This window comes from Haematomicrobium sanguinis DSM 21259, assembly GCF_000688395.1.
GTDB lineage: Bacteria > Actinomycetota > Actinomycetes > Actinomycetales > Micrococcaceae > Haematomicrobium > Haematomicrobium sanguinis.
In genome coordinates this window covers 75506-97771 of sequence record NZ_JIAG01000012.1, presented here as the reverse complement: position 1 = coordinate 97771, position 22266 = coordinate 75506, and the positions used below count along the sequence as shown (strand labels likewise).

Annotated in this window: 17 protein-coding genes; 6 read left to right on the top strand and 11 right to left on the bottom strand. The window is 62.7% G+C overall.

Annotated elements, in window-relative coordinates:
- Positions 1–50: 50 nt before the first annotated feature.
- The 3 genes from O148_RS0111340 to galU all read right to left on the bottom strand — a co-directional run bounded on the left by O148_RS0111340 (position 51) and on the right by galU (position 2902).
- Positions 51–1076 carry a hypothetical protein gene (locus O148_RS0111340; RefSeq protein WP_169737533.1) on the bottom strand — a complete coding sequence of 342 codons (1026 nt, stop codon included), beginning with the start codon at positions 1074–1076 and terminating at the stop codon, positions 51–53.
- A gap of 289 nt (positions 1077–1365) precedes the next feature.
- On the bottom strand, positions 1366–1992 hold the full coding sequence (locus tag O148_RS0111335; protein WP_026531009.1) for a GNAT family N-acetyltransferase: 627 nt from the start codon (positions 1990–1992) through the stop codon (positions 1366–1368).
- 1 nt (position 1993) lies between these two features.
- Positions 1994–2902 (bottom strand): UTP--glucose-1-phosphate uridylyltransferase GalU, encoded by a 909-nt coding sequence (gene galU, locus O148_RS0111330; RefSeq protein ID WP_026531008.1) that lies wholly within the window; start codon positions 2900–2902, stop codon positions 1994–1996.
- 78 nt (positions 2903–2980) lie between these two features.
- Between galU and O148_RS0111325 the strand changes: the two genes are divergently transcribed.
- The 3 genes from O148_RS0111325 (at position 2981) to O148_RS17185 (ending at position 4874) form a co-directional block, all read left to right on the top strand.
- Positions 2981–3586 (top strand): 5-formyltetrahydrofolate cyclo-ligase, encoded by a 606-nt coding sequence (locus O148_RS0111325; protein WP_026531007.1) that lies wholly within the window; start codon positions 2981–2983, stop codon positions 3584–3586.
- 108 nt (positions 3587–3694) lie between these two features.
- Positions 3695–4072: an FmdB family zinc ribbon protein gene (locus O148_RS17410; protein WP_026531006.1), complete on the top strand. Its 378-nt coding sequence runs from the start codon at positions 3695–3697 to the stop codon at positions 4070–4072.
- Positions 4073–4205: 133 nt separating this feature from the next.
- On the top strand, positions 4206–4874 hold the full coding sequence (locus O148_RS17185; protein ID WP_084157270.1) for an SAF domain-containing protein: 669 nt from the start codon (positions 4206–4208) through the stop codon (positions 4872–4874).
- On the opposite strand, the gene O148_RS0111310 is transcribed toward O148_RS17185, so the two are convergent.
- The 4 genes from O148_RS0111310 to O148_RS16270 all read right to left on the bottom strand — a co-directional run bounded on the left by O148_RS0111310 (position 4871) and on the right by O148_RS16270 (position 12033).
- Positions 4871–9043, bottom strand: coding sequence for a DUF4011 domain-containing protein (locus tag O148_RS0111310; protein WP_026531004.1), 4173 nt, complete (start codon positions 9041–9043; stop codon positions 4871–4873). The genes O148_RS17185 and O148_RS0111310 overlap by 4 nt on opposite strands.
- A 69-nt stretch (positions 9044–9112) precedes the next feature.
- Positions 9113–10702, bottom strand: a complete 1590-nt coding sequence (gene guaA / locus O148_RS0111305; RefSeq protein WP_026531003.1) for a glutamine-hydrolyzing GMP synthase — start codon at positions 10700–10702, stop codon at positions 9113–9115.
- A 30-nt stretch (positions 10703–10732) separates the two neighbouring features.
- Positions 10733–11254, bottom strand: coding sequence for a DUF3817 domain-containing protein (locus tag O148_RS0111300; RefSeq protein ID WP_026531002.1), 522 nt, complete (start codon positions 11252–11254; stop codon positions 10733–10735).
- Positions 11251–12033, bottom strand: coding sequence for an SURF1 family protein (locus tag O148_RS16270; protein WP_051620131.1), 783 nt, complete (start codon positions 12031–12033; stop codon positions 11251–11253). Before O148_RS16270 ends, O148_RS0111300 begins: the two co-directional genes overlap by 4 nt.
- 189 nt (positions 12034–12222) lie before the next feature.
- Between O148_RS16270 and O148_RS0111290 the strand changes: the two genes are divergently transcribed.
- The 3 genes from O148_RS0111290 (at position 12223) to O148_RS16265 (ending at position 16956) form a co-directional block, all read left to right on the top strand.
- Positions 12223–13941 (top strand): ABC transporter ATP-binding protein, encoded by a 1719-nt coding sequence (locus O148_RS0111290; protein WP_026531001.1) that lies wholly within the window; start codon positions 12223–12225, stop codon positions 13939–13941.
- Positions 13934–15772, top strand: coding sequence for an ABC transporter ATP-binding protein (locus O148_RS0111285; protein WP_338035378.1), 1839 nt, complete (start codon positions 13934–13936; stop codon positions 15770–15772). Before O148_RS0111290 ends, O148_RS0111285 begins: the two co-directional genes overlap by 8 nt.
- Before the next feature lie 203 nt (positions 15773–15975).
- Positions 15976–16956: a hypothetical protein gene (locus O148_RS16265; protein WP_157374624.1), complete on the top strand. Its 981-nt coding sequence runs from the start codon at positions 15976–15978 to the stop codon at positions 16954–16956.
- Positions 16957–17070: 114 nt separating this feature from the next.
- On the opposite strand, the gene O148_RS0111275 is transcribed toward O148_RS16265, so the two are convergent.
- From O148_RS0111275 to guaB, 4 genes are all read right to left on the bottom strand, one after another.
- Positions 17071–17550, bottom strand: a complete 480-nt coding sequence (locus tag O148_RS0111275; protein WP_026530999.1) for a PTS sugar transporter subunit IIA — start codon at positions 17548–17550, stop codon at positions 17071–17073.
- The gene (locus O148_RS0111270; protein WP_240470858.1) at positions 17534–19243 is read right to left on the bottom strand and encodes a glycerol-3-phosphate dehydrogenase/oxidase; all 1710 of its coding nucleotides are present in this window, start codon (positions 19241–19243) and stop codon (positions 17534–17536) included. The genes O148_RS0111275 and O148_RS0111270 overlap by 17 nt, the downstream gene beginning before the upstream one ends.
- 49 nt (positions 19244–19292) lie before the next feature.
- A complete protein-coding gene (locus O148_RS0111265; protein ID WP_026530997.1) occupies positions 19293–20432 on the bottom strand; it encodes a GuaB3 family IMP dehydrogenase-related protein in 1140 nt (379 codons plus the stop codon).
- Between the two features lie 274 nt (positions 20433–20706).
- Complete coding sequence (gene guaB / locus O148_RS0111260) at positions 20707–22230, bottom strand: IMP dehydrogenase (RefSeq protein ID WP_026530996.1); 1524 nt, start codon at positions 22228–22230, stop codon at positions 20707–20709.
- Between the last annotated feature and the right edge of the window lie 36 nt (positions 22231–22266).

The following is a 22266-nucleotide window of genomic DNA, read 5'->3' as shown; positions in this document are numbered from 1 at the left end:
TTCCGTACAACTTCGGTAATCTGCGCCAACAAAATTGGGGGTGGGAGGCGCTAGGCTCGGCGGCGTTGCAAGACGTCGTCCAGGTTCAACTGGCCCGTGTTGGTGCGGCGCGTCTCAACGGGCGCGGTTTCGGGGCGTTTGGCGGCAGCTTTCTCGGCAGTCTTTTCTGGCGCTTGAACCTCGGCAGCAGCGGTGTCGGTTTGCTGCGCTTCGACCTCGGCCGCTTTCTTGGCCGCCTGCTCGCGCGCGATGTTGACCTTGCCTTCTGGCTTGGGCTGCTCGGGGATCTCCACGGGGGCCACCTGCGCGCGCTCCGCTTTGGGGGCTGCGGTGTAGGTGGGGCGGGGAACACTCACGGGTTTCCAACCGGAGGCCTGCGTGTTCTTGAGGCCCGTGGTAGCGCCGCCAGTCTCGTTACCCTCGATAACCCGCACCTGCTCCAGTGCCATGCTGCGAAGTTGCTCGCGAGTGACGACGGCGGCAGCCTGAGTGCGGGTATCCACTTTGCCCGAGCGCAACGCCTCGGCACTACCCGCGCCCCGACGCACCGAGTCCTCCGCGGAGCTCGCATCGAATGGGGCTTTCGCGCCAGAATTCAGTGCGGTGGGAGTGAGCGCACTCTTTTCGCTCCGATCCTCGTTCCGGTCCTCATTCCGGGCCGAGGTGGCCGCGCCGCTGGACGCCGAACGTGCTTTGGCCTCGAATTTCGCCGCACGCCGGCGAGCTTGATCTCGCCTTGCCAAGGTGCGCAATACGAGGACAGCCCCGAGAGTCACCGCGAAAGCTATCGCCGGGATGACCCAGGAGGTCGCCGAAAGAGCCGAAGTGACGATGGTGACCGGCATTGCCACAAGACCGGCTAGTCCGACCAGTGCCAGCGTGAGGCGCCCGTAGCGAACCGTGGTCCGACGGCGGGGCTCTTGATTAGCGGTTGCACCCTGGTTGCCGCGAGGCGTGATGGCTTGGCCGGCCTGACCTTTCATGCCAGACCCGCTGGCGGTGCCGGACGCATTCGCTGGGGATTCGATTCGCGAGACCATCATGGGATCAACCTCGTGCTTAAGATTCGTCTGCACAGCGTCCCGGAGGCTTGATCCGTCGAAACCGGGACCGCTGAGAGAGGTGGGGTGGGAAGTGCTGGGGGTGTGAGCGGACAGATCCCGCGTGGCAATAGGCGTGGGAACAGCAACGGCACGCCTATTTTTCACGAATTGCGGGGCAACCCAAAGCAACCACAAGACCACGACGGCGGCTAAGACGATTGAGCCATTGAGCGAAAAAGGGATGTCCACATCTCACACGTTACGAAACCGTCTCGTTTCGCCCGCGCAAGCGCCCCGGTGTGTCGAATAACAAGCGTGTAATTTATCGTTCAGAGGTGCTTTCCCGCTGCGCCAAATAGCGGGAGAGCACCCCTTCGGGAACCTCGTCCTCAAGCAATGCGAAGGTCCGGTGGTCGGTCCACTTGCCATCGATATGCAGAAATTTTTTGCGCAGCCCCTCGTCCCGAAAACCCAGCTTGCGCACCACCGCGAGGCTTGGCGCGTTTTCCGGTCGAATATTGATCTCCACCCGGTGCAAATTCAGGCCGCGAAAGCAGTGATCGGTCGCGAGCGCGACCGCCGTAGGCATAAGCCCCCGCCCGGCCACATCCTCGGAAATCCAATAGCCAATCGAGGCGCTGCGCGCCGATCCCCACATGATCGTGGAGACGGTCACTTGCCCAATGAGCCGCTCTTCCCCGTCTTCACGCAGGGTGAGGATGTACGGCAGGGCCGTTGCGCTCGCCGCCTGGCGATTAAGCTGGCGAACCATGTCGTAAAAGGTCGCCGGTCTTTCACCGGCGACCGGGCTGGTAGCCTCCCATGGGGCTAGCCAAGCCGAGTTCCGCCGTCGTACTTCTAAAAATTCCTTGGCATCCCGGTAGCGAATGGGGCGCAAGGTCAGGTCAGCGTGCTGAAGCGTGCTGGGCCAGATCGCTGACCTGGCCACGTTAGCCTTGGTCCTCGAGCTTCTTGGCGTAGTCGATAACCCAGGCGCGCAGGGCGGGCCCCAGGTCCTCGCGATCTGCGGCGACCGAAACCACTGCCTGGATGTAGCCGAGCTTGTCCCCCGTGTCGTAGCGGCGTCCGCGGAACACTACACCGTAGACACCGGAGCCCTCGCCCTCGGCCTTAGCCAACTCCTGCAGCGCATCGGTCAGCTGAATCTCGTTGCCGCGGCCCGGAGGCGTATTTTCCAACACCTCGAACACGCGCGGGTGCAAAACGTAACGGCCGATCACCGCAAGGTTGCTCGGCGCCTCATCCACCGGGGGCTTCTCTACGAGCTCGTTGACGCGCACGTAATCCTCGCCGTCAATGGCGCTCACGTCCGCCGCACCGTAGGAGGAAATCTGCTGCGGGTCCACCTCCATCAGCGCAATCACGGAACCGCCGGTCTTCTCCTGGACCTCGATCATGGTGGAGAGCAACTCGTCGCGCTCATCAATGAGATCGTCGCCAAGCAGCACCGCGAACGGCTCATCGCCCACGTGGGCCTTGCCGCGCAACACTGCGTGACCGAGACCCTTGGGGTCTCCTTGGCGTAGGTAGTGGATGTCGGCGAGCTCGCTGGATTCGCGCACCGCGTTCAGCTTTTTGGTGTCGCCCTTGCTCTCCAGGGTCTGCTCAATAAAGGGCACCCGGTCAAAGTGATCCTCGACGGCGCGCTTATTGCGCCCGGTGATCATGAGAATGTCGTCAATGCCGGACTTCACGGCCTCTTCCACCACATATTGAATGGCGGGCTTGTCCACTACCGGGATCATTTCCTTCGGCATTGCTTTGGTGGCGGGAAGGAAACGTGTCCCCAATCCGGCGGTAGGCACAACGGCCTTGCGTACGCGCTGAGTCGATGTCATGCCCCTAGATTACTTTCTCGACGCCCATTTTCTCGAACCGACTATTAGCGATGCTCATGCTACGGCCATAATGGTGGCATGACTGATCGGGCCGAGAGCGCTGCTGCGGACAAGGATTCGCTGCGCCGCCGGCTCCGTGCGCGCCGTGCGGAACGCTCAGACGCCCAGTTGGCTGAGCACGGCAACTCGGTGTCCGAGCGGCTGATTGAGGCATACTCTTCGGCCCGAGAGCGGCGCCCCGGCTCGGCTGGGCTGATCGCATACCTGCCGATGCCGGGCGAACCGTCCCCGCTAGTAGCCATGACCGCGTTGTGCGAGCGCGGGGTTCCGGTCTGGGTGCCCGTGATTCAGCCCGCGCGGCAGCTCGGCTTTGCGCCGTGGAGACCTGGCATTAGTACGACGGCGCACCCCGCCTTAGCGATTGAGGAACCTACCGAGGGGGTCCAGTCGGCGGATTCGGTTCTGGGCGCGGCCATGATGATTGTGCCGGCGCTTGCGCTCACGGTGTCCGGAGCTCGGCTCGGGCAGGGGGGCGGGTATTACGACCGGCTGTTGGCGCGGTGGGAGGATGCGGGGTCTGATCTGCCCTGGCGCGTGGGATTGGTGTTCCCGGACGAGGTGCTCGACGATGCGGCGATCCCGGTGCTAGCGCACGACGTCCAATTAGATGCCGTGATCTCCTAGGCGTGCGCCGTGTTGGTCGTCCGGTGCCAGTACACTGTTGAGTTGGAATGCTCCGAGGCCTTGGGGCGTTCCTGTTGAGCGAAACCTTCGTCAATACCAGGAGTTGCCGTGCCCACCTACGCCTACGCGTGCAAAGACTGCGGACATGAGTTCGATGTGCACCAGTCCTTCAGCGACGACTCGCTGACCACGTGCCCCGAGTGCGGCGGGACGTTGCGCAAGAAATTCAATACGGTCGGCGTGGTCTTTAAAGGCTCCGGGTTCTATCGGACGGATTCACGCAAGAGCGCGGATGCGCCGAGTTCGGCGGGCACTCAGACGTCCGGTGCCGGGTCGAAGGCGGCTGGGTCTTCTGGGTCTGCGTCGAGTGGGCCTGGGTCTTCTGGGTCTGCGTCGAGTGGGCCTGGGTCGAGTGGGTCTGGGGCTAAGACATCGTCAGGCTCGGGAAAGACCGAGTCGAAGAAGGCGTCAACGAGCGCGTCCTAACGCGTTCCACCTGGTTACAGCCTGTTTCGGCCGGGCGACGCTGTTCCTCCACAGGCAGCGAATCGCCGCGACGTTATCCACAGTTCGCGGTTTTCGCCCTCGCATCCATGCGGGGTCGTTCTACTGTGGGGCCATGAAACGCACTCAGACACCGACACGGCGCGGCCCCAGCTTGTGGAACCGAATTCGGCACTGGATCACCACGCATCGCCGATTTACCGTCGCGATACTGCTCTGCGCGGCCGTCGCTATGACCGTTCAGGCCCTCATTCCCAGTCCCGTCGCCACTGAGTCGGTTGCCGTTGCGGCAAGACCGCTCCGGGCCGGAAACGTGATCCAGCCAGGAGATGTGCGGCTCGAGTCCGTGGCGCGTGGACTCGTGCCAGAGGGTGCAACTCAAAACGCCGACGCTCTGGTGGGAAAGCGGCTTGCAAGCACGGTCTCTGCAGGAGGCGTCATCGCTGAATCAACGCTCGTCGGCCCTGGTTTCATGGACGCTCTGGGCCCAGGAATTGTTGCCGTGCCGGTGACTCCGACCGACCCCAAGATTCTCCCGCTCTTGCGCGAGGGCGCCCGAGTGGATATTTACCGCCTGCAAGAGGGCGGAACACCCGATGCTGATTCCGCCGTACTCACCGCGTCCGGCGCGACCGTTCTATGGATAGAATCCAGCGCGGACCCGGGCATCTTGAACGCGCAACAAGAACCGGGATTGGTGGTGCTTGCGGTCAAGCAGGAGGAATCTGCCGCCGTGTCAGCGTTGTCATTGGCCGCACAGATCCAGCTTGTGCTGACCGGTTAGGAGTGGTGCGGTGGTTTCTGGTCCCGAATCCACTGGTCGCGATCCGCCCCGCGCCGCTCACCCCACGACTCGGGATCATCCTCTTTGGCGAGTTTCGGGATGACGGAGTCTTCGGATCGCAAATTGAAGCGATGCCGCGGCTTATTCGCGGCCTCGCTTCCCCGCGCATCTCTGCGGGAGAGCGGAACCGAGGGCCGTGGACTCGGTACGTCGGTGGAGGAATCCTCACCCGGCGCTTCCGCGGCGGGGTCCATCCCCGGTCCATTGAGCGAAACCAGCGGACTCTCGGCCGCAGCCGGTTCGCTCCCCGAAACCTGAGCGCTTTCCGTGGCGACCTGGGGCGCGGCAGGCTGATTGCGTGTCGCCGTCGCCGCCGTCACCGCCTCCGGATCGCTGGGCGTTTGGGGTGTCGCGAGTTTCGCCAGTTGCTTAGCCAGCCCAGCGGGGTCGGTGAATACCTCGATGGTCCACAGCGGCACATAGCGCCAGCCGAGCTTCTCTAGCTGCTGCGGCCGCAAACGGCTCCGCTCACGCACGGACAGTGCGGCATAGCGCGAGGTGCCGTCAGAGACCATGGCCAACGGACGGACCGCAACCGCATTGTCCTCGCCGGGCACGGGTGCCATCGCGGCGGAAGCGTCAATCTGCGGATCGATATCATGCCGGACGATCACCCCGTGGGCGCGCATGCGATCCATCAGGTCCGCAACTAGGGGGTCATTAATTGACGCGTCTGTGCTTCGAGGAGCCGGGCTCTCTAGCAAGGTTTCCATCAGGTCATAGAGCATGAGCGCCCCCTCGCTCAACCGCGAGGGTTCCAAGTGCTCGGGCAGGATACTTGTGAGGATGTGCATGAGATACCGAGATCTCGTGACCATATTGACAAACGCTTGCCGCCCACCGCTGGCCGACAATGGGCCGAAGTCATGCAGGGCGCGGCCATGCGGAGTCCGCGCGTAGCCTACGGACACGATGACACAGTCCCGGACCAACTGTGGCGAACGGTCCGCAGAGACGACCACAAACGGCTCATCGCTACGGGAGATGAACGCGGCGACATCTGGCTGGCTTTCCGCACGCGCACGCACCGCCCGCTCAATTTCCGCAGCATGTTTTGCACTCGCGCTGACCACCGCCAACGAATTTTGCGGCCGCAAGCGGATGTGCTCCACCACCAGTTCCACCGACCGGGCTACCTCTGCCGCGGATGTTTCAACGGCGTCTTGTTCAGCAGAAGGCATCCCGGTTCCCTCTGCCACATATTCGATGCTGACGCCCCGGGGATGACTGCCAAGAGCACGTGCGGGACTCAGCACCTTAAGAGTTTCGCTGTAGGCCTTGTCGCCTAGCCAAGAACTGAAACCCTCATCCACGCTCCGATAGACGTGATCCAAACGCACGCGAGGTAGCACCGTTGCCGTAGCATCGATCGCACTCGGAATCCGTTCTGCGCTTCGACTAACTTCAGAGCCGGGCACCACGGTAAAGGGACGGGTGGATTGCGAGGTCGAGTCGCCTAAAAGAACAAGTTGTTTCGCGCGGCCGATGGCGGGCATGAGGGTGGCGAGATCGGTTCCGGCAGCGTCCAGCACCACCAGGGCATCGAATCGCTCCTGTGAATCAAAGAGTTGTGCTACCTCATACGGACTCATGGCAATGACCGGAGTCAGTGCGGCAATGAGTTCAGGAGATTGGTCAAGGTAACGCTGGAAGGAGAGTTCCGGGTCCCGGATCGCATCCCGCAGTGCGTTGGCGCCCTTTTTGTCCGCGGCGATGCCCTCCTTCCATCGAGTTGAAATTCGTTGGGCCACTCTGCGAGCACCTGACGCAATGTGCGCGGCATCGGCAAGACGGTATTCGGCTTCCAGGGTGCGCAGGCTCGGGCCGTCTGACATGGCCAGGAAATCGTCACCGGAAATCATCGCTTCCAGCGCCGACTGCCACCAGGCCAACTCCAGTTCATCCCGGACCGCGCTCTTGTCCACGTGGCGGGCGCCGAGGTCTTCAATCAACTCATCCAACCCCAGGGTGCGCAATTGCTCCACAATAAGGGTTTGTTCGGGAAGCTTCGACAACGACTCTTTGGAATCGCTCAACTGGCGAACAAAGTCCTGCAATTGATCCAACGGCATCTGCAAGAGCCCGGACCCGCGTTCGGATCCGCGCAGGAGCTCTTGCAAATTCTTGGCGTCCTCGAACACCGCCATAAAGCGCAGATTTGTATCGGCCAGGCCTGCAGGTACCGCAGGATGGCGCTGGCTCGCGGCGATCTGCGCCCATTCGTCACGCTGACGGCCCACCTCCACCAGAGAATTGTGCAGGTCATCGATATGCACGCCCGGTCGAATATAGTCCTTTGCCACGCGGCGCAGTCGCGAACGGGTCATCGAACTCATCTCGACCGAGTTCTCCCGTCGCCATGAATTCGGGGCCGTCGCGGAGATCAGATCTGTTACCGGGCGGTCAAAAATGTCTGGTTTGAACTTATCGAGGCTCGCGCGGATGGAGACCAGCAATTCCAGGACATTGGTCCAGGCCACCAGTCCTTCCGGGGGCGCTATCTGCGAAAACTCCGCAACCGCGTTGAGGCTCGTGATTAGTGGGGGCAGCCCCTTATTCAGGGATCGCGCCAGAGCGAGGGCGTCATCGGCTTGCTTGCGGTTGCCCAAGCGAGCACCGTGCCAGGGACTCTGGGTAGCCTCGGCGGTAAACGTGCCAAGTTCTGCGGCGCGCTCCAATTGTGCCACCGCGCTGTCCCGAGTGGCTAAGGCATCCAACACGCTCCGGCGCAAACGGACGGTGGTTGCCGGTGCCGGGTCCAACGAGGTCAGCCTGGCCAGCGACTGCATGGCCTGGTACGGAGAGGCACCCCAGCGGGCGCGCACATTGTGCAGCGATTGCACGTGATCGCGCAGTTTGTGCCGGGTTTCGCGCAGGGTGTCATAGAGAGAGCCGGAATCGACCGGTGTCGCCGATTCATTGCGACGCAACGCCGCGACCAAGGCCTCGCGCAGGCTCTGCGCCTCGCGCGCGGCAGAACTGGGGAGCATGAGCGATTTCAAACCGACCGTGTCCAGCCGCGCGCTAATATCGGCGAGGCTACTAGAGTTCTCGGCCACCAAGAGAACGCGCTTGCCCTGGTCTGCGAGTGCCGCGAGCGCATTGACGGCCGTTTGGGTAAGCCCGGTACCCGGTGGGCCCTCGACGATGAGGGACTCGCCCGCGGCTATCCGGTCAATGGCTTCCTGTTGGGAGCTATCGGCATCAACGACAAGATTCTCGGTCTCGGGGTCGCGCTCGTCCACCGCTTCGACCCGAGCCCGAGACGCCTGGGCGTGATCGGCGGGAGAGGGCACCCCGGCCTCTTTTGCACCGGGCCGCGCATGTGCTGCGGGGCTTGTCGCGGCAAACACCTTGGATATGACCGGGTGCGTGGGCCGCACCATCGCGTCCTCGCCCAGCGGCTTAAAGGTGGCGAAGCTGGAAATGGAGAGCCCCGATTTGACGACATATTCCTCATGATTGAGCAACACGTTACGCACCCGATCAATGGCCGGAGTCGGATCGAGACGTGCCGTGAAATATGCCAGAGCGGCAATGGATGACGTTTTATTGGCCTGCGCAATAGCAGGAATAGCCCGTTCCAGCGCAGGGTTGAGCTGGGCGCTGCCGGTGAGTTGGACATCGAAGTCATTGCCGGATTCATGGCTTGTCACCGAGAGCGGAACCAGTAAAACGGGTGCCCGGAAGGACTCTTCGCCCTCATCGGTGCGCTCGGTCCACTCCAGAGTTCCCGCGGCAAGGTATCCGCTGTTAATGCCCCGGTCCTCGCGCAGTTCGCGAATCTTGCGCTCCACATTCCGCGCGGCCGGCGCGGCGCGGGAAAAGGCGTCTGCGTCCAAAAGGAGCGTCGAGAGGCGGGTGCGGCGCCCGGAGAGCAGTTGGGTGAGTCCAGAAGGGTTTGCCTGCGAGAGATCCAATGCGCTGCTACGGTCCGGCGCAAAGTGCACGAGCGTGGCGGCATGAGGCTGAGTCGGCGCGCTGGAAGGAAGCGAGTCGATCCACTGGGCAAAATCGGTATCGTTTCGCTTCTCGCCAGTCGCCGTCTTTTTGGGGGTGGATTCAGCTGTTGCATCTGAATCTTTAGCAGAACGGGACCATCGTGGCATACGTCAAAACTAGCCGATCAAACCTGGGAACTACCGCAATTACACGGTTGACCGCTCAAAATCGGGTGGCTACTCCCATTCAATGGTTCCAGGCGGCTTGCTGGTCACGTCCAGCACCACCCGGTTAACGCCATCCACTTCATTCGTGATCCGGTTCGAGATGCGTGCGAGCAACTCATACGGCAAGCGCGACCAGTCCGCGGTCATCGCATCCTCGCTGGAAACCGGCCGCAACACAATGGGGTGACCGTAGGTGCGCCCGTCACCCTGCACACCGACACTGCGCACATCGGCGAGCAACACCACGGGCATTTGCCACACGCTGGAATCCAACCCGGATGCGGTCAGCTCGGCGCGGGCAATGGCGTCCGCTTTGCGAAGCAAGGTCAAGCGGTCCTCGGTCACCTCGCCCACAATGCGAATACCAAGTCCCGGGCCGGGGAACGGCTGGCGGCCCACGATTTCGGCAGGCAAACCAAGTTCTGCTCCCACCGCACGCACCTCATCCTTGAACAGTGCACGCAACGGTTCCACTAATTCGAACTGCAAGTCCTCGGGCAGACCGCCCACATTGTGGTGGCTCTTAATGTTGGCGGCACCCTCGCCGCCACCGGACTCGACCACGTCCGGGTACAACGTCCCTTGGACCAGGAACTTGATCGGCTCGCCCTCTGCGGCGGCGCGTTCCAAGATGGCGCGCTCGGCCGCCTCAAAGGAACGAATAAACTCGCGGCCAATAATCTTGCGCTTCTCTTCCGGATCGCTCACACCCTCGAGCGCCTTCAAGAAAATATCCGCGTCCTTGGCGACATAGAGGTCGGCGCCGGTGGCCGCCACAAAATCGCGTTCCACCTGCTCGGCCTCGCCTTCGCGCAACAAGCCGTGATCCACAAACACACAGGTCAGCTGATCGCCCACCGCGCGCTGCACCAAGGCGGCAGCCACGGCGGAGTCCACTCCCCCGGACAGCCCGCAAATCACGCGCCCCGTTCCGACCTGGGCGCGAATGCGCTCCACCTGCTCCTCGACGATATTGCCGGCGTTCCAATCCGGGGTGAGCCCGGCACCCTGGTAGAGGAAATTCTTCAGAATGTCTTGACCGTACTCGGAGTGCTTCACTTCCGGGTGCCACTGCACACCAAAGAGCCGGCGGGATTCATCGGCAAACGCGGCAACCGGTGCACCCTCAGAGACAGCCAAAACCTCAAACCCTTCGGGAGCTTGGGAAACGCTGTCCCCGTGGCTCATCCAGGCTTGGTGGTCTTCACGAACCCCGCCGAGAATCGAGCGCGGCTCGCCGACGGCACGCACCGATGTGGAACCGTACTCGCGTAGCCCGGTCTGCGCGACCGTCCCGCCCAAGGCTTGAGCCATGGCCTGAAACCCGTAGCAGATGCCCATGACCGGCACACCCGCCTCAAACAGCTCCGCTTCCACGCTGGGCGCACCCTCGGCGTATACCGAGGACGGGCCGCCGGAAAGAATGATTGCCGCCGGATTCTTCGCGAGCATGTCCGCGGTAGACATGGTGTGCGGAACAATCTCGGAGTAAATTCCGGCCTCACGCACCCGGCGGGCGATGAGCTGCGCATACTGTGCGCCGTAATCCACCACCAGAACGCGCTGGTGCTCGGTATCGACGGGGAGGGTTTGGCTCATAAAAGTAGGTTACCTTCCTTGGGGCGCGCTCTAGTAGCGGCGGGCGGCCTGGGGGTTCGCGGCCACGATTTCTTCAACGTCCTTGTGCACCGAACGCTCCATAATGAAGGAGAGCAACGGCACCACGCCGCCAAGAGCAATCAGCAAGAAGCGCTTGAACGGCCAGCGCATCACCGACCACAGCCGGAAGTCCGCCAACAGGTACACCACGTAGCACCAGCCGTGCACAATGAGCACCGCCACCGAGAGATTGAACCCTCCAGCCACCTCGGGCAAGTCACCCATGACCGATTGCCATGGCGCCTGGTAGAGCGGATCGGCCAGACCAAACCCGGCGCCGAACGGCTCACCGGTCGCGGCCACGGTGCCGCCCAGGAACAGATACGCGTTGAACACATACTTCAAAATCATTTCGGCGCACAGCAGCAATAACATGGTGCCGGTGATCCAACTCATCACCTTATAGAAGGCCAGTCGGCCCCTGATTTGTTCGATCGTGCCGCCAAACTTGTGTTGCGGTGCCCGCGCACCGGCGGCCTCAAGGTTACTCATCGCGCGCTTCTCTCGCTTTCTGTCTTGGCACTCGTGGTGAGCTTGCCGACCAAGGAGGGATCGGCGTCGTACTTTGCTTCCTGCTCCCGCTGGTACTCATCGGCGGCCAATCGCCACCACAGGTAAATCGCGAAACCCGCGAAAACCACCCATTCGACCGCGTAGAAAATGTTCAGCCAGTTCACCCCGCCCTCCGGCTGGGGCGCGACAACCACCGGCTGCACCGCATCCGAGACCCCTGGCGTGAACGTCGCGTTGGCGATGAACGCCGCGTACATCGGGGTGTCCCACGCGTTGGTGAGGTCCGCGGTGGACAGCTGGGTGCGGGTGTTCAAATCATGGTTCGCGCTGATCGGTTCGCTCGGCAAGAGCCTTCCGGTCACCGAGACGGCGCCGGTCGCCGGTTCCGGCGCGCTCGCCGCATCCGGAATCCAGCCAAGGACCACCGGAATCGTGGCGTTAGCACCCGTGACGGCGACGCCGTCCACCACCCAGTACCCGGTTTTATCCTCGAGAATGCGGTCTTTAATGAGCACCTGGTCGCCGGTGAATTGACCTTCGAAACTGACCATCTGATCGGCTTGGCCCTGCTTGAGCGCGTCGCCAGGCTGGTACACCTCGGCGAGCGGACGCACGGTCTCGGTCTGCTCGCGGGGGGCCGCGCCGCTCTCGCTGGAGCGCGAAAACTGCCACTGGCTCAGCCACACAAACGCGGACGCCACCGCGAGCGCGAGCAAGAGCACAGCAATCCACTTGGGTTTGAGCAGGGTCCGCAGCACCCATCTAGCCTATCTTCTACACCGTGTCGAAGACCAATGCGCTTGGGGTGGAATTGCGCACAAATTCAAGGAACGACGGCGATGCCCCCTATGCGCGCTCAAGGCGCCTCGGGCGCACATCACCAAAAAGTCACATCTGATTGGCATTTCTCTATGACTTTGCGGATTTCTTCACTAGCATGGTTGTTTGTGCGACAGTTTCCCTATCCCAAACCCCCGGCTCCGCCGCTGGAGAATCAGAACGCGTTTATTGCCTGGCTGGCCCGAAGCTTGACCGGTTCGCTTGCGCTGTCCCTGTTTTTTGAACTGACCTGGATGGTCTCCCAAGCAATGCTTCCGTTCTTTATTGGGCGGGCCCTCGATGAAGGAGTGACCACCGGCAACTTTCCGGCACTGGTCGGCTGGGTGGGGTGGATTGCGCTGGTGGCAGTGGTCGCGACTCTGACCTCGCTCATGCGGCACCGTGTCGGTGTGAGCTTGTGGTTGCAGGCGGCGTTTAAGACCTCGAAGGTCGCCAATGATCACGTGGTCGGCACCGGCAAGGCGGTCAATGAGGAAATTGCGACCGGAGACATCATCGCCACGAGCGGCAACGACGCTTACCGTTTGGCCGAGGTCTATTACATGTTGACCTCGCTGGTCTCCGCCGTCTTGGGCTGGCTATTTGTGAGCTTTCTGGTGTGGCAGACCTCCGCCACGCTCGGTATCACCGTCTTGATCGCGGTGCCGGTGGCGTGCCTGGCGCTCGCCGCGGTGATCAAACCCCTGCAAAAACGGCAGGAAGCCCAGCGTGAAGCCAGCGGCAAAATGACCTCGATCGGGGCCGATACCGTCGCCGGGCTGCGAGTGTTGCGCGGCATTGGCGGCGAGGACATTTTCGTGGACCGCTACCGGGAACGCAGCGAATTGACGCGAGACCGCGGCATTGAGGTCGCCGCAACGTGGGCGAATATGTCCGCCATCCGGGTGTTGGTCGCCGGGCTCATTTCGGTGCTGTTCACCTGGCTCGGGGCGCTTGCCGCGCTGCGCGGGGAGATCACCGTGGGTCAGCTCGTGTCCCTGTATGGGTACACGTTGTTCTTAATCAACCCGATCATGAGCTTGACCCAGCTTTTGCAACAGTTCTTGCGGGGCCGGGTCTCGGCAAAGAAACTGCAAAAGCTTCTGCGAGTGTCCCCCTTGGTGGATGATTCTGGCCGCGCTGGTGCCCCCGAAGATGCGGCGCCCCTGGTTGACGAGGCAACCGGTGCGCGGTTTGAACCGGGCAAGCTGACCGCCATCGTCTCCGAGGTCCCCGATGAATCCGCAAAAATTGCCATGCGCCTGGGTCGCTTCAGCGACAAGGATTATGCCAAGGCGCCGGTGCGCTGGGGTGGAACCGACCTCCGTTCGATTCCCCTGGCGGCACTGCGCGAACGCGTCGTGGTTTCGGAGGCATCGCCGTCGTTATTCACCGGGACCTTGCGCTCCCAACTGGACCCGAAAGGCTCTCACACGGATGCCGAGATTATGGGGGCCATGCGGGTGGCGAGCGCGCTGGACATCCTGGATGGGCTCGAGGGTGGCCTGGACCATCGGGTGACTGAACGCGGGCGCGGGTTCTCGGGCGGGCAGCGGCAGCGGCTCGTCTTGGTGCGGGCGTTGCTCTCCGACGCCGAGAATTTGGTGTTGGTGGAGCCCTCCAGTGCGGTGGATGCGCATACCGAGGCGCGCATTGCCGAGCGACTGCCCGGGTATCGGCGATCGGCTCGCGGGGCAACCGTCATTGTGTCCGCGTCACCGCTGATTTTGGGGCAGGTCGATGAGGTGGCGTTTGTGGCCGGCGGGCGGCTGATCGCGCAGGGCCCGCACGCGGAATTGATGGATACGTTGGAACAATATCGAAAGGTGGTGGTGCGCGGTGAGTGATCTGTCAACGCAGACGTTGGACTCCGCGCCCCTGTCGGTGGAAGAGGTCGAGGCCGAACTGGGACGCCTGACCGGTAATGACGGTGTGAGCGGTGAGAAGCTGCCGGTTGCCTCGATGCCGGAAGTCAAGGCGGAAGCTGCGGGCTTGATTCGAGAGAACCGACGTGCCTTGACCTGGGTCATTGTGCTGTACTGCCTCTCATCCTTGGCGCGCCTGGTGGCGCCGTTTCTGATCGGTGTGCTGATTGATCGATTGAGCGCCGGGGCGGATGTCACGTTTATCGGCGTGCTGATCGGGCTAATGCTGGCCGCCGTGCTCGCCCAGACGCTCTTGGAGCGGTTTGCGACCAAGAGCGGGCTGGTGCTTGGCGAGCGCGTGTTCTCCAAGCTTCGCGAGCGGTTCATGCGCAACGTGACCTCGCTGCCGCTGTCCACGGTGGAGAAAGCCGGTACCGGGGATCTGATCGCGCGCACCACCAATGACATTGAGTCGGTCTCGCACACCATCCGCATGGGCGTGCCGCAACTGATTTGGACGGTATTTTCGGCGCTCGTGACTCTGGTGGCGGCGGTGCTGACCTCGCCGCTGGTGGCGCTCGGGATTCTGGTGGCGTTGCCCGTGCTTCTGCCGGCGATGCGTTGGTACTTGCGGCGAAGCGGACCCGCCTACCTGTTGGAGCGTGCGCGCTATGCAGACATCGACGGTGTGATCACCGAGAATGTCGAGGGCACGCAGACCATTGACGCGTTGCAGTTGGAACGGATTCGCCGGGCAGCGTTGGAGCGCAACCAGGGCGCGGCGTTTCGGGTGGAAAAGTTCACGCTGCGCCTGCGTTCGGTGCTGTTTCCGGCGACCGATGTGGGCTTCTTCCTCATGATCATTGCGACCCTTTTGTGGGGCGGCTGGCTTGCCGGGCAAGGCTTGGTGAGCGCGGGGGCGGTGGTGAGCGTGGTGCTCTACGCGTCGCAGATTTCCGAGCCGATCACCTGGCTGATCATTTGGCTGGACGAAATTCAGGTGGGTGCGGCGGCGCTGGCGCGCATTATGGGCGTCAACAAGGTTCCTGCGGACCGTGTGGCGACAGCGGCCGAACCGGTTTCCGAGGACATTGTGGTTGACAAGGTGACCTACGAGTACCGTCCGGGACACCCGGTGTTGCACGGGGTTGACCTCACCTTGCGCCGCGGTGAACGGCTCGCGATGGTGGGGCCCTCCGGTGCCGGAAAGTCCACTTTAGGGCGGCTCATTGCCGGGATTCATCCTCCGGCGTCGGGGTCGGTGACCGTGGGGGGCGTGCCGCTGGTGGACCGTCCCTTGGACAAGTTACGGCGCGAGGTGGCGCTGGTGACGCAGGAGCACCACGTTTTTGTGGGGTCCGTGGCCGATAACGTTCGCTTGGGCAAGGAGGATGCGAGCGCCGATGAGGTGGTGGCCGCTCTTCGCGCCGTGGACGCCTGGGGATGGGCGTCTTCACTGCCCGAGGGGATAGAAACAGAGATTGGATCCGGCGCTCACGAACTCACACCGGCGCAGGCTCAAGAGCTGGCGCTGGCCCGACTGATTTTGGCGGACCCGCACACGTTGGTGTTGGATGAGGCGACCTCGCTCATTGATCCGCAGCACGCCCGCGATGTCGAGTCGGCGTTGAGCCGGGTGCTTGCCGGGCGGACCGTGGTGGCCATTGCGCACCGGTTGCACACTGCGCACGATGCGGATCGGGTGGCCGTGGTCGAAGAGGGGCGCATTACCGAGCTTGGCACGCATGAGGAGTTGCTCGCCCGCGGCGGATCCTACGCGAAGCTGTGGGAGGCGTGGCAGCAAACCGCCTAACAACCCACCCTCCCCTCACAATCGACTGTGCAGAACACGCACGCGACACGCCGTTAAAGTGCGCATTATCTGCACAGTCGATTTCGAGTGTGCGCGGGGCGAGTGCGCCAAAAGTTATCCACATTGGAAATTTCTCGAGATGCCCCTGTGGATAACCGCCGGGTTTGGCGTTTTGTCATACCCCACGGCGTCACCATTGCTGCATGAATACATCAGCAGAGAATTACCCAGGTAACCCTTTTTCAACCCCAGCCGGCGAGCAAGAGGCGGGCAACGCCGTCGGACTTCACCTCTCCCGCCGCCGCTCACGCGAACTCAGCGTGCCAACCCGGAATGTGCGCACCATGCGCGGGGTGCGCGGCTCCCACGCCGAATGGCTGAAGGTGCTCACCGAGCTGGATCCGCGCGGCGCGATTTCCTATGTGAGCGCCGCGAAATGGTGGGGCATTCCGCTGCCGCCGTGGTGCGAAGTCTCGGACACCGTTCATGTGAGCGTGCCGACCGGAACCATGTCGATGCGGCGCGCGCAAGTGACCGGGCACCGGGTCAAGACGTTGCCGGATGAGGTGTGGTCGGTGCGCGGGCTTCGGATCACCTCGCCCGCGCGCACCTGGCTGGATCTGGCGCGCAGCTTCGACGTGCCAAACTTGACCGCGGCGGCAGATTTTCTGATTTGTCAATATCGGCGCGGTCAGGTTGAACGCGCGCAAATTGCGTCTCCGGCACAGTTGCGCGCGGTCGTCTCCGCTCATGGCGGGATGCGCGGGATTCAGCGAGCGCGGGCGGCGTTAGAGTTGATGCGCAATGGCGTGGATTCGCGGCCGGAGACCCTCGTGCGCATTGCCTTGTGGGAAGCGGGTCTGCCGATGCCAGAGACCAACGTTCGGGTGGAGGTGTCTATGGGTCTCGGGCAGACTCGGAACCGCTGGATTGACTTGGGGTATCGTGCGTTTCGCATCGGAATCCAATATGAGGGCGCGCTCCATATGGCGCGCAGCCAATTCACCTCCGATATTGAACGCGATGCGCAGTTGAGCGCGCGCGGGTGGCTGACCATCCGGGTGACTGCGGACCATGTGAGGGATGGTTCGCAGGAGATTGTCAGCCAGGTGATTGCGGCGATGCGCTCGCGCGGCTGGCGCGGGCATTTGGAGCCTCGGGACGCGCGAGCCGCACACCTTTGACGGGGCGGGCTCGGCTTTTGCGCCCGCACACTGGAAATCGACTGTGCAGATAATGCACACTTTTACGGCGTGTCGCGTGCGTGTTCTGCACAGTCGATTGTGAGGGGATGGGGGTTAGGGGTTGGAAAAATCTACCGTCGAGTTAATGAGCTCGGCGATGACCTCCGGGTCATGCGCGCGGCGCAGCGATTCGCGGAAGTTTTCCTTGAACAGCGAGCGCGCGAGGGTGGCCAACACCTCAAGATGCTCCGAGTAGGAAGTCGCCGGGGTGGCGAGCAGCAAGATGATGTCCGCTCGCCCATCCACGGCCCCAAAGTCCAGGCTGTGCCCGTATTTGGTGATTCCGACGGCGATGCTCACCTGATTGGCGTACTGCGTGCGCGCGTGCGGTAACCCGATCCCCCCGGGAAGACCGGTCGCCATCTGATGTTCGCGCGCGTTCACCTCGTCTAGGAAACCTTGCAAATCGCTCACGCGGCCCGTCTCGACCAGCCGTTCGGAGAGCTGGGCGATGGCGTCTTCTGGCGAATCGGCCTCCAACTCTAGAACGACCAGCTCAGGCGTGGTCAGCGTGGCATCAGTCAACTGGGACAATATCGGGTACTCCCAACCTCACGGCATCGGCAGACTTGTCATCGGGTTGTTCTTGGCTGAGCCGCTCTGCCTCGACGCGCGCCAAATAGTAGTCGACTTCCTTCTTCTTTTGCTTCGAGTTCCACTTCAACAGCGGGGCCATGATGTCTGCGACGACCGGTGCCGCCGAGACCCCGCGGTCCCAGGACTCGATGGAGATCCGGGTGCGGCGGGTGAGCACGTCATCGATGTGCAGGGCTGCTTCATGGGACACCGCGTACACCACTTCGGCGCGCAAGTAATCGTCGGCGCCGGGCAACGGTTGCGCCATGGATCGGTCGTTCTTGATGATGTCGAGAACTTCGGTGGCCATGGACCCGTACCGGTGCAGCAAATGCTCCACGCGAGCCACGTGAACCCCGTAGTCATGGGCCAGCTGGGCGCGCTTATTCCAGGTAGCGAAGTACCCGTCTGCGCCGAGCAGCTCGGTGCGGTTCGTCACCGAGTCCGGCACGCGTTCGTCCAGGGTGCGCGCGGCTTCATCGATCGCGTCCTTGGCCATGACGCGGTAGGTGGTCAGTTTTCCGCCGGCCACCACAATAAGGCCGGGGACCGGGTGGGCCACCACATGCTCGCGAGATAGCTTCGCGGTCGAATCGCTCTCACCGGCAAGCAAGGGGCGCAAGCCCGCATAAACTCCCTCAACATCTTCGCGAGAGAGCGGACGCTTGAGCACCTTGTTGACGTGCTCAAGAATGTAATCGATATCCGAGGAGGACGCTGCCGGATGAGCCTTATCCAGGTTCCAGTCGGTGTCGGTGGTACCGATAATCCAGTGTCGTCCCCACGGGATGACAAACAGCACCGACTTCTCGGTGCGCAAGATTAGACCTACCGTGCTTTGGAATCGATCCCGCGGCACCACCAGGTGAATGCCCTTAGATGCACGCACCTTGAGCTGGCCGCGATCGGTGACCAGACCCTGGGTATCGTCGGTCCAGACCCCGGTCGCGTTGACCACTTGCTTTGCCCGGATATCGAATTTTTCGTTGTTCTCCAGGTTGTGCACGCGTGCCCCCACCACGCGTTCGCCCTCGCGAATGAAATCTTCGACCTCGAGCCGGTTCGCGGCCAGCGCACCGTACTTGGATGCGGTCCGCACCAGTTCCAGCACCAGGCGGGCGTCATCAACCTGCGCGTCGTAATACTGGATGGACCCGATCATCGAATCGTCCTTGAGCCCCGGGGCGGCGCGCATCGTCGCCTTGTGGCTCAAATTCTTGTGTGCTGGCACGCCGCGCCCGTGACCGGAGGTCAGGCCCATCGTGTCATAGAGGATCATGCCCGCTTCAACATACGGGCGCTCCCAAAAACGGTGCGTGAGCGGATACAGGAACGGGACCGGGCGCACCAAGTGCGGGGCAAGACGCTCAATCAAGAGTCCGCGCTCTTGCAGTGCTTCCTTGACGAGCCCAAAGTCCAGCATCTCCAGGTACCGCAAGCCGCCATGAATCAGTTTGGACGAGCGCGAGGAGGTTCCCGAAGCCCAGTCGCGGGCCTCCACAATGCCAACCTTCAACCCGCGCGAGGCCGCGTCCAAGGCGGCGCCGGCGCCGACCACGCCGCCGCCAACGATCAGCACGTCCAATTCCTTGCCGTGCGCGGTCGTTTCACCAAGTTCTTTGAGCGCGATCTCACGCTCTGCCGGACTCATCACACTTTTTCTCATGGTGTTCTCCCCTCGTTTCCGGCACCGATGCCGGTTATGGATTGATCGCAGGCGGCGAGACAACTACCTCCACCCGCTGGAATTCCTTTAGGTCCGAATAGCCGGTCGTCGCCATGGCACGCTTGAGCGCCCCGACAAGATTCGACGTCCCGTTGGTGTGGTTGGACGGCCCGAACAACACCTCGGAGAGCGGGCCCACCTGCTTGAGATGCACTCGGTCGCCGCGCGGCAACTCTGGGTGATGAGCCTCGGGCCCCCAGTGCCACCCCTGACCGGGTGCCTCTGTGGCTCGCGCGAGCGCAGATCCGACCATAACCGCGTCCGCGCCCATGGCGACGGCCTTCACGATACTTCCGGAGACTCCCATGCCACCGTCGGCAATGACGTGCACGTAGCGCCCGCCGGACTCGTCCAAATAATCCCGACGCGCGGCCGCCACATCGGAAATCGCGGTGGCCATCGGCGCGTGGATGCCGAGCGCTCGGCGCGTCGTGGTGGTCGCTCCCCCGCCGAAACCGACGAGCACACCGGCAGCACCGGTGCGCATGAGGTGCAGCGCAGGTGTGTAACCGGCCGCGCCGCCGACAATCACCGGTACGTCAAGTTCATAGATAAATTTTTTGAGGTTAAGCGGCTCGTCGGCTTTGGACACGTGCTCGGCCGAAACGGTGGTCCCGCGAATCACAAAAATGTCCACACCGGCGTCCAGTACGGTCTTGTAAAACTCCTGTGTGCGTTGCGGCGTCAACGAACCCGCGACCGTCACACCCGCCTCTCGAATGGAGGCAAGCCGCTCCTTGATCAGCTCGGCCTGGATCGGCGCCTCATAAATTTCCTTGAGCCGCTTTGTCGCCTTGGGCGAAAAGTCTTTCGCGCTCAATTCCGCAATTTCGTCATAGGCGGCCTGCGGATCGGCATAGCGCGTCCACAACCCCTCCAAATTCAGCACGCCAAGACCGCCGAGCCGCCCCAATTCGATCGCCGTCTCCGGTGACATGACCGAGTCCATGGGCGCGGCAATAAACGGAACATCAAACTGATATGCATCGATCTGCCAGGACACCGAGACGTCTTTCGGATCCCGGGTGCGGCGCGAAGGAACAATCGCTACATCGTCCAACGAATACGCCATACGGCCGCGCTTTGATCTACCAATTTCGATTTCTTGACTCACTTGACCAGCCTATCGCAGGGGCGGGGGCCCGGCGTGTGGCGTTCATCGCAGAACCTCACCCAGGTGCGCTGGCACCTGGGCGCTTAAAGTACGACGGCGCGTGGTCACCTTTTCGCGCTCAAGGTGACCACGCGCCGTCGTACTTTAAAAACCGCGCGGGGAAAACGGGCGGCGACCCGCCCCGCGCGGCCCACCGAGTGCACACTCAAAATCCACTGTGCAAATAATGCACGCTTTAACGGCGTGTCGCGTGCGTGTTCTGCACAGTCGATTTCTAGTTGGAGGTGTAGTTGGGGGCTTCTACCGTCATTTGGATGTCATGCGGGTGGGACTCTTTGAGCCCGGCCGAGGTGATGCGCACAAACTTGCCCTTCGCCTTGAGCTCGGGGATGGTGTTCGCGCCGGTGTAGAACATGGTTTGGCGCAGCCCTCCCACCAGTTGGTAGGCCACCGAGGCGAGCGGACCGCGATAGGCGACCCGGCCTTCGATCCCTTCGGGGACGAGCTTGTCATCGCTGGGCACATCCGCTTGGAAGTAGCGGTCCTTGGAGTAGGAGGTGTTCTTGCCGCGGCTCTGCATCGCGCCGAGCGAGCCCATGCCACGGTAGGACTTGTACTGCTTGCCGTTGACGAAAATGAGTTCGCCGGGTGCCTCGGCGGAGCCCGCCAGAAGGGAGCCCAGCATCACGGTGTCGGCACCGGCGACAATCGCCTTGCCGATGTCCCCCGAATACTGGAGGCCGCCGTCGGCAATAACCGGGACACCCGCCGGGATCGCCGCCTTGGCGGATTCATAGATCGCGGTCACTTGCGGCACGCCCACACCGGCGACCACGCGGGTGGTGCAGATCGACCCGGGGCCGACCCCGACCTTGATCCCGTCCGCACCGGCATCCACCAGCGCTTGGGCGCCCTCTTGGGTAGCGGCCTGCCCGCCGATAATGTCGACGTGCGCGGCCGCGGGCTCGCCCTTGAGCCGGGCAATCATGTCCAAAACCCCGGCGCTGTGGCCGTTCGCGGTATCCACAAATAGTGCGTCAACACCGGCGTCGATCAAGGTCATCGCACGTTCCCAGCCATCGCCGAAGAAGCCGATCGCCGCGCCGACGCGCAAACGACCCTCGTCATCCTTGGTGGCGTCCGGGTACTGTTCGGCCTTGGTGAAATCCTTGACGGTGATGAGTCCGCGCAGTTTCCCGGCGGCATCGACCAACGGCAGCTTTTCGATCTTGTTCTTGGCCAACAGATCGCTCGCCTCTTCGCGGGAGATGCCTTCCGGGCCGGTCACCAGCGGCATTTTGGTCATGACCTCGTGCACCCGGCGAGTGGGGAAATCGCCTTCTGGAACGAAGCGGGTGTCGCGGTTGGTCACGATTCCCAGCAACACGCCGTCGTTATCCACCACCGGCAAACCCGAGACGCGGTAATGGCCGCACAATTCATCCAACTCGCGCAAAGTGGCATCCGGTCCGATGGTGACCGGGTTGGTGATCATGCCCGATTCGGAGCGCTTGACGCGGTCGACTTGCTCGGCCTGGTCGGCTATGGACAGGTTCCGGTGGATCACCCCGAGCCCGCCTTGGCGGGCCATCGCAATGGCCATGCGTGCCTCGGTCACCGTGTCCATGGCCGCGGAGAGGAGCGGGGTGCGCACGGTGATGCGCTTGGAAATGCGGGAGGTGGTGTCCGCATCGGAGGGAATGACATCGGTGTGCCCGGGGAGGAGGAGCACGTCATCATAGGTCAGGCCGACAAAGCCGAAAGGATCTTTGGACTCTTCGCTTAAGCTGTGGTTCACGGCGCTCCTCGAGGGCAAAATTGTGGGGTCTTGGAT